This is a genomic window from Paraburkholderia sp. (assembly GCF_026225065.1).
GTDB lineage: Bacteria > Pseudomonadota > Gammaproteobacteria > Burkholderiales > Burkholderiaceae > Paraburkholderia.
In genome coordinates this window covers 1-6,391 of record NZ_JAMFSB010000256.1, presented here as the reverse complement: position 1 = coordinate 6,391, position 6,391 = coordinate 1, and the positions used below count along the sequence as shown (strand labels likewise).

Genomic DNA, 6,391 nt, shown 5'->3' with positions numbered 1-6,391 from the left:
GGGAGTGTCTGAATTTTTGTGTGCAAGGCAGATAAAGACCCGCCGCCTGGCAGGTCGTGAATTGCATTCTACAAATGATTCCTCGTGAAGCGATCTTCGTAGAGGATCGCGAACTGGTTCATCGCAGTTTTCCAGTCATGCGCCGCGCAGGCAAATAATAGCCCCCGTACTACAAAACCTTAACAACCAAAGACAAAACCATAGTCAACAACAAAGTAGACATAAACGGAAACGGATACTCCTTTCCAAACATCCTGAGCGTCACATCCCCAGGCATCCGCCCAATCCCAATCTTCCTGAGCCACGGCCAAGAGGACGACAAAATCGCCACGGCGATAAACATAGTCAACAACCACCGAATCATCGCGAGCCCCTAACGGAAGTGAAATTCACCACGAACGTGGTCAAAGACTGTGCGTCCGATCCCCACTCGCAAACGCATCGAGTGTCTCCTCGATCCCTCGCGAAAACGCAATCACCTTGAACAATTCCCCCATCTCCGCCTCGGACAACAACTTCTGCACCGCATTCGCCGCAGGCAAAAACCGCATCGTATCCACAGGATCAATCTCTCCCAATACCTCAGTAATCCCGGTATTCAGAAGAAACCGCGCCTGCGACGTATACCCCAGCAAATCCGCCCCGGTATCCACGCCCGCCTCGGCAATGCCCGTAAACTCCACGTGCGCGGTGATGTCCTGCAAACCCGGATACAAAAACGGATCGCCATGCGCCCGGTGCCGGTAGTGGCACATCAACGTACCCTGCGCGCGCTGCCCATGGTAGTACTCGTGCCGCGGAAAACCATAGTCGATCAGCAACGCCGCGCCCCGCGTCAGCATCGTGCAGATCGTGCGCGTGAAAGCTCGTGCCGCGTCGTGCGTCTCTGTGACGTAATCGCCATCCACTTCAAGGCTCGTCAGAAACTCCAGGTCCTGCCGTGCGCTAACCGGCCGATCGGCGAAGGCGAACTCACCATCGCGTAACGTCACGCCGCGTTCGTGCCACACCCCATCGGTATGAGCGAAGAGCCGCACCGGCATCGCGTCCAGCACTTCGTTGCCGATCACGACGCCTTCGAATTGCTCCGGCAACGCATCCAGCCAGCGTACTCGCGCTGCCAGTGCAGGCGCCCGCGCTTCGATCGTTTCGCGTTGCCGCTCGCGCAGTTCGCCTGAGAGGTCCACGATCGAGTATGTCTTGAAGGTGGCGCCCAGTTGCTCCAGCGCGTTCAGCAGGCCGGCGGCCAGTTTGCCCGTGCCGGCGCCGAATTCCATCACGTGGCGGGTGCCGCTCGCCTCTAGCGCCTGGGCGACCGGTCGAGCCAGCGTCGCGGCGAACAACGGCGACAGTTCCGGGGCCGTCACGAAGTCGCTGCCATCCTCCGGACGACGGCCGAATTTGATCGAGCCGCCACCGTAGTAGCCCAGTCCCGGCGCGTATAGCGCCTGCTCCATGTAGCGGTCGAAAGGCAGCCAGCCGTCCGCTGCAGCGATCGCCGAGCGGATCTGCGCGGACAGCGCTTCCGACTGCGCAAGCGCGCTCGGGCCGGGAGCAGGTAAACTATCGGGTTGGTGAGCTATCGGATTCATCCCCGTATTGTAAATGACCGTCCCTTCCGACACTTCCGCCGTCCTCGGCCGTCCGACCGCCGTTCCGCGCGTCGTCCTGATCACCGGCGCTGCCCGGCGGATCGGCTGCGAACTGGCGCTGGGCTTTGCCCGGCGGGGCTGGGACGTCGCTGTCCACTACGGGAAGTCGAAGCCGGAAGCCGACGAGGTGGTCGCCGAAATCGTTGCGCTCGGTCGTCGGGCGGTCGCGCTGCAGGCGGATCTGACCGTCGAGGCGCAGGTCGTCCGGCTCGTGCCGGACTGTACGGCGGCGTTGGGGCGCCCGGTGTGTATCGTCAACAATGCGTCCCAGTTCGACGAAGATACCGCCCAGAGCGTCGGCTATGAACATCTGCTGAGCCATATGGCCGCGAATGTAGGCGCGCCGCTCGTGCTGGCGCGTATGCTATATGAGGCCACACCCGAAGCTGCCCGCAGCGACGAGGCGCAGCGCGCGGTCGTCATCAACGTGCTGGACCAGAAGCTGTACAACATGAATCCGGATTACCTGTCCTATACGCTGTCCAAGGCCGCGTTGCAGACAGCCACCGTTGCGCTCGCCCAGGCGCTGGCGCCGAAACTGCGCGTGGTAGGCCTCGCGCCCGGTCTGACGCTGCGGTCCGCCGACCAGACGCCGGAAGGTTTTGCCGAAGCTCACCGAGTCACCCCGCTCGGCCGTGCGTCGCGGCCCGAGGATATCGTCGCCGCCGCGCTGTATCTGGCCGAGGCGGCGGGTGTGACCGGGACGACGCTGGTTGTCGACGGCGGTCAGCACCTCGTGCCGTCCCCGCGTGACGTGATGTTTTTGACGGGCGTCTGAATGCGCACGGCCCTTAAATTTTAATTAAGGGCCGTGGTGCGTTGAAGCGCCCCCTTGCGTGCCCGCACGCCTTTTTTGACTGGAACGACCATGTTTGCCGCTCTTTCGCATCCCCGGCTAGCCGATTGCCGCCGGCTTTTTCTGCGCAACTACGAGGTGCACATCAACATCGGCGTGCACGACTTCGAAAAGCGCGGCGAGCAACGCGTCGTGATCAACGTCGAACTGTACGTGCCGCTCGCGCTGTCGACTCCCGTCGAAGACAAGCTGCGCGAAGTCGTCGACTACGACTTTATGCGCGCTACCATCGCGCGCCGCGTCGAACGCGGTCACATTCACCTGCAGGAAACGCTCTGCGACGACCTGCTGACCGCGCTGCTGGCCCATCCGCAGGTGCGCGCGGCCCGCGTGTCCACCGAAAAGCCGGATGTGTATCCGGACTGCGATGCCGTCGGCATCGAAGTCTTCCGCATCAAAGAGGATTGAGTCATGAACGCTCCTGAGATCCTGAGCGCCGAGATGACGCGCGAGGCCGCGCCGGCTCAAACGTCGAGCGCCGCGGCGACTGCTGAGCGGCCCGACAAGCCCGTGCTCACGCGCCGCGAGCAGAAAGAGGCTTACGAGAACAACAAGCTCTTCAAGCGGCTCGCGCGCCTCGTCGGTCAGGCGATCGGCGATTTCAACATGATCGAGGAAGGCGACAAGGTGATGGTCTGCCTGTCGGGCGGCAAAGACAGCTACGCGATGCTGGACGTGTTGATGCGCCTGCGCGAACGGGCGCCGATCCACTTCGACATCGTCGCGGTGAATCTGGACCAGAAGCAGCCGGGTTTCCCGGAACACGTGTTGCCCGAATACCTGAAGCAACTGGATATCCCGTTCCATATCGAGAATCAGGACACCTACAGCATCGTCAAGCGGCTGGTGCCGGAAGGCAAGACCACCTGCTCGCTGTGTTCGCGGCTGCGTCGCGGCATCCTGTACCGCGTGGCCGGTGAGCTGGGCGCCACCAAGATCGCGCTCGGCCACCATCGCGACGACATCCTGCAGACGCTGCTCCTGAACCTGTTCTACGGCGGCAAGCTGAAGGGCATGCCGCCGAAGCTGCAATCGGATGACGGCAAGAACATCGTGATCCGGCCGCTCGCCTATGTGAAGGAGACCGATCTGGAGAAATACGCGGAGTTGCGCGAATTTCCGATCATTCCATGCAATCTGTGCGGCAGCCAGCCCAACCTGAAGCGCGCGGAAATGAAGGCGCTGATCCGCGATTGGGAGAAGCGCTTCCCGGGCCGCGTCGAGAATATGTTCAATGCATTGTCGAATGTCGTGCCATCGCATCTGATGGATCACAAGCTGTTCCCGTTCGCCGGCCTGCGCGCAACGGGCGAAGCCGATCCGCAAGGCGATATCGCTTTCGACGAAGAGCCGTGCTCGACCGATTCCGTCGAGGGTACGACGCTCAACGGATCGAAGCCAATTTCGATCGTGCAGTTCGACGATCTGTGAAGCAGTACGGATTGTTTTGAAGTTGCTCTGAACGCCCCGGAAGCCCCGTGCTTCCGGGATTGCGAACCTCTTCAGTAAATCCGCCACGCAGCGTTTCTGTCATGGGCTGCGTGCTAGAATTACCGGCTCCAAACTCGTCCCCTCGCCGACGCCATGAACATCGTGATTTTGGCGGCAGGCACCGGTAAGCGCATGCGTTCCGCGCTGCCCAAGGTGCTGCATCCCCTGGCCGGCCGGCCGCTTCTGTCCCACGTCATCGACACTGCTCGTACGCTTGAGCCCAACCGCCTCGTCGTGGTGATCGGCCATGGCGGCGATGCTGTGCGTGCAGCGGTGGCTGCGCCCGACGTGCTGTTCGTCGTCCAGGAGCAGCAACTCGGCACGGGGCACGCCGTGAAGCAGGCCTTGCCGCTGCTCGATCCCGCGGTGCCGACGCTGGTGCTGTATGGCGACGTGCCGCTCACCCGGACGAGCACGCTCAAGCGCCTCGTCGACAGCGCCGCCGAGGGCTGCTACGGCGTCCTCACGGTGACGCTGGACGATCCCACGGGGTACGGGCGTATCGTGCGCGACCAGACCGGCTGTGTGGTGCGGATTGTCGAGCAGAAGGATGCGACGCCGGAACAGCTGCGTATCGCCGAAATCAACACGGGCATTGTCGTGACGCCGACCGCCCAGCTCGGCATGTGGCTCGCCGCGCTGAAGAACGACAACGCGCAGGGCGAGTACTACCTCACCGATGTCGTCGAGCGCGCAACCGAAGCCGGTTTCGAGGTTGTGACGGCCCAGCCGGATGAAGAGTGGGAAACGCTCGGCGTCAACAGCAAGCAGCAGTTGGCCGAGCTGGAACGGATTCACCAGCACAACGTTGCCGAAACACTGCTGGTCGCGGGCGTGACGCTGGCTGACCCGGCGCGTATCGACGTGCGCGGCACGCTCGAATGCGGCCGCGACGTGTCGATCGACGTGAACTGCGTGTTCGAAGGGCATGTGACGCTCGCGGACAACGTGACGATCGGACCGAACTGCGTGATCCGCGATGCCACAATCGGTGCGGGTAGCCACGTCGAAGCGTTTACGCATATCGAAGGCGCCAAAATCGGCGCGAACGTGGGGCTTGGACCGTATGCCCGGTTGCGGCCGGGGGCCATGCTGCAGGACGAGTCACATGTGGGCAACTTCGTCGAAGTGAAGAATGCCGTGATCGGCCATGGCTCGAAGGCGGGTCATCTGACCTATATCGGCGACGCGGATATAGGCGCGCGGGTGAACATCGGTGCGGGCACCATCACCTGCAATTACGACGGTGCGAACAAGCACCGCACGATTATCGAAGACGATGTGTTTGTCGGCTCGGATACGCAGTTTGTCGCGCCGGTGCGCGTCGGGCGCGGCGTGACGATTGCCGCGGGCACGACGATCTGGAAGGACGTCGGGGATAATGTGCTGGTGCTGAACGACAAGACCCAGACGAGCAAGACGGGCTTCGTGCGCCCGACCAAAAAGAAAAGCTGAAGCTCACCCGGCGTGCGTGCGGTGCACGCCTTGAAACCGAACCCCTGCAAAGGACTCAGAATCTATGTGCGGCATTGTCGGCGCGGTTGCGCAACGTAATATCGTCCCCGTCCTGATCGAAGGATTGCGTCGCCTCGAATATCGCGGCTACGACTCGTGCGGCGTTGCCGTGCTGGCCAACGGTGAGCCGCTGCGCGCGCGTAGCGTCGCCCGGGTGGCGGATCTCGACGATCAGGTGCGCGAGACCCACCTTGAAGGCATCACGGGGATTGCGCACACACGCTGGGCCACGCACGGCGCGCCGGTCACGGACAACGCTCACCCGATCTTCTCGCAAAACGCACTGGCGCTGGTTCACAACGGCATCATCGAGAACTACGAAGCGCTGCGTGAAATGCTACGCGGCAAGGGCTACGAGTTTGTCTCGCAGACCGATACGGAAGTGATCGCGCATCTGGTGCATAGCCTGTATCAGGGCGACCTGTTCGCCGCGGTGCGTTCTGCCGTGAAGCAGTTGCATGGCGCGTATGCGATTGCCGTGCTGCATAAGGATCAACCGCATACGGTGGTGGGCGCGCGTCAGGGTTCGCCGCTCGTCGTCGGGCTGGGCGAGAATGAGAATTTCCTCGCCTCCGATGCGCTGGCGCTCGCCGGCAGCACCGAGCGTTTCATCTTCCTCGAGGAAGGTGACGTGTGCGAACTGACGCTTGAACAGGTGCGGATTGCGGATCGCGATGGCAACAATGTTGAACGTGAAGTGCGCCAGGTGGCGGCGTATGGTGGTGCGGTCGAGCTGGGTCCGTATCGCCACTTCATGCAGAAGGAAATTTTCGAGCAGCCGCGTGCGATTACCGACACGATTCCACAGGCTGAAACCTTCGATGCAGCGCTGTTTGGTGACGGTGCGCAGAAGGTGTTTGAGGGCATCGACAGCCTG

The 6,391-nt window shown here is 62.2% G+C and carries 7 protein-coding genes; 5 read left to right on the top strand and 2 right to left on the bottom strand.

The features are described from left to right. Window positions 1–169: 169 nt before the first annotated feature. The gene (locus M0954_RS18705) at window positions 170–364 is read right to left on the bottom strand and encodes a DUF2905 domain-containing protein (protein WP_122152803.1); all 195 of its coding nucleotides are present in this window, start codon (window positions 362–364) and stop codon (window positions 170–172) included. A gap of 40 nt (window positions 365–404) precedes the next feature. Beyond that, a complete protein-coding gene (locus M0954_RS18700; RefSeq protein WP_123385032.1) occupies window positions 405–1,592 on the bottom strand; it encodes an SAM-dependent methyltransferase in 1,188 nt (395 codons plus the stop codon). Between the two features lie 13 nt (window positions 1,593–1,605). On the opposite strand from M0954_RS18700, the gene M0954_RS18695 reads away from it, so the two are divergent. The 5 genes from M0954_RS18695 to M0954_RS18675 form a co-directional block, all read left to right on the top strand. Next, window positions 1,606–2,430: an SDR family oxidoreductase gene (locus M0954_RS18695; RefSeq protein WP_122152801.1), complete on the top strand. Its 825-nt coding sequence runs from the start codon at window positions 1,606–1,608 to the stop codon at window positions 2,428–2,430. A 90-nt stretch (window positions 2,431–2,520) separates the two neighbouring features. After that, the gene (locus M0954_RS18690; protein ID WP_074262800.1) at window positions 2,521–2,916 is read left to right on the top strand and encodes a dihydroneopterin aldolase; all 396 of its coding nucleotides are present in this window, start codon (window positions 2,521–2,523) and stop codon (window positions 2,914–2,916) included. A 3-nt stretch (window positions 2,917–2,919) separates the two neighbouring features. Continuing rightward, the gene (ttcA, locus tag M0954_RS18685; protein WP_297354823.1) at window positions 2,920–3,939 is read left to right on the top strand and encodes a tRNA 2-thiocytidine(32) synthetase TtcA; all 1,020 of its coding nucleotides are present in this window, start codon (window positions 2,920–2,922) and stop codon (window positions 3,937–3,939) included. A 153-nt stretch (window positions 3,940–4,092) separates the two neighbouring features. Further along, window positions 4,093–5,454, top strand: a complete 1,362-nt coding sequence (gene glmU, locus M0954_RS18680) for a bifunctional UDP-N-acetylglucosamine diphosphorylase/glucosamine-1-phosphate N-acetyltransferase GlmU (RefSeq protein ID WP_122152799.1) — start codon at window positions 4,093–4,095, stop codon at window positions 5,452–5,454. A gap of 64 nt (window positions 5,455–5,518) precedes the next feature. Next, a partial coding sequence (locus M0954_RS18675; RefSeq protein WP_297354821.1) for a class II glutamine amidotransferase occupies window positions 5,519–6,391 on the top strand: 873 nt, incomplete at its 3' end.

Bases quoted from the DNA above. Each gene is read 5' to 3' on its own strand.
- M0954_RS18705 (WP_122152803.1), bottom strand. From the start codon at position 364: ATGATTCGGTGGTTGTTGACTATGTTTATCGCCGTGGCGATTTTGTCG.
- M0954_RS18700 (WP_123385032.1), bottom strand. From the start codon at position 1,592: ATGAATCCGATAGCTCACCAACCCGATAGTTTACCTGCTCCCGGCCCG.
- M0954_RS18695 (WP_122152801.1), top strand. From the start codon at position 1,606: ATGACCGTCCCTTCCGACACTTCCGCCGTCCTCGGCCGTCCGACCGCC.
- M0954_RS18690 (WP_074262800.1), top strand. From the start codon at position 2,521: ATGTTTGCCGCTCTTTCGCATCCCCGGCTAGCCGATTGCCGCCGGCTT.
- ttcA (WP_297354823.1), top strand. From the start codon at position 2,920: ATGAACGCTCCTGAGATCCTGAGCGCCGAGATGACGCGCGAGGCCGCG.
- glmU (WP_122152799.1), top strand. From the start codon at position 4,093: ATGAACATCGTGATTTTGGCGGCAGGCACCGGTAAGCGCATGCGTTCC.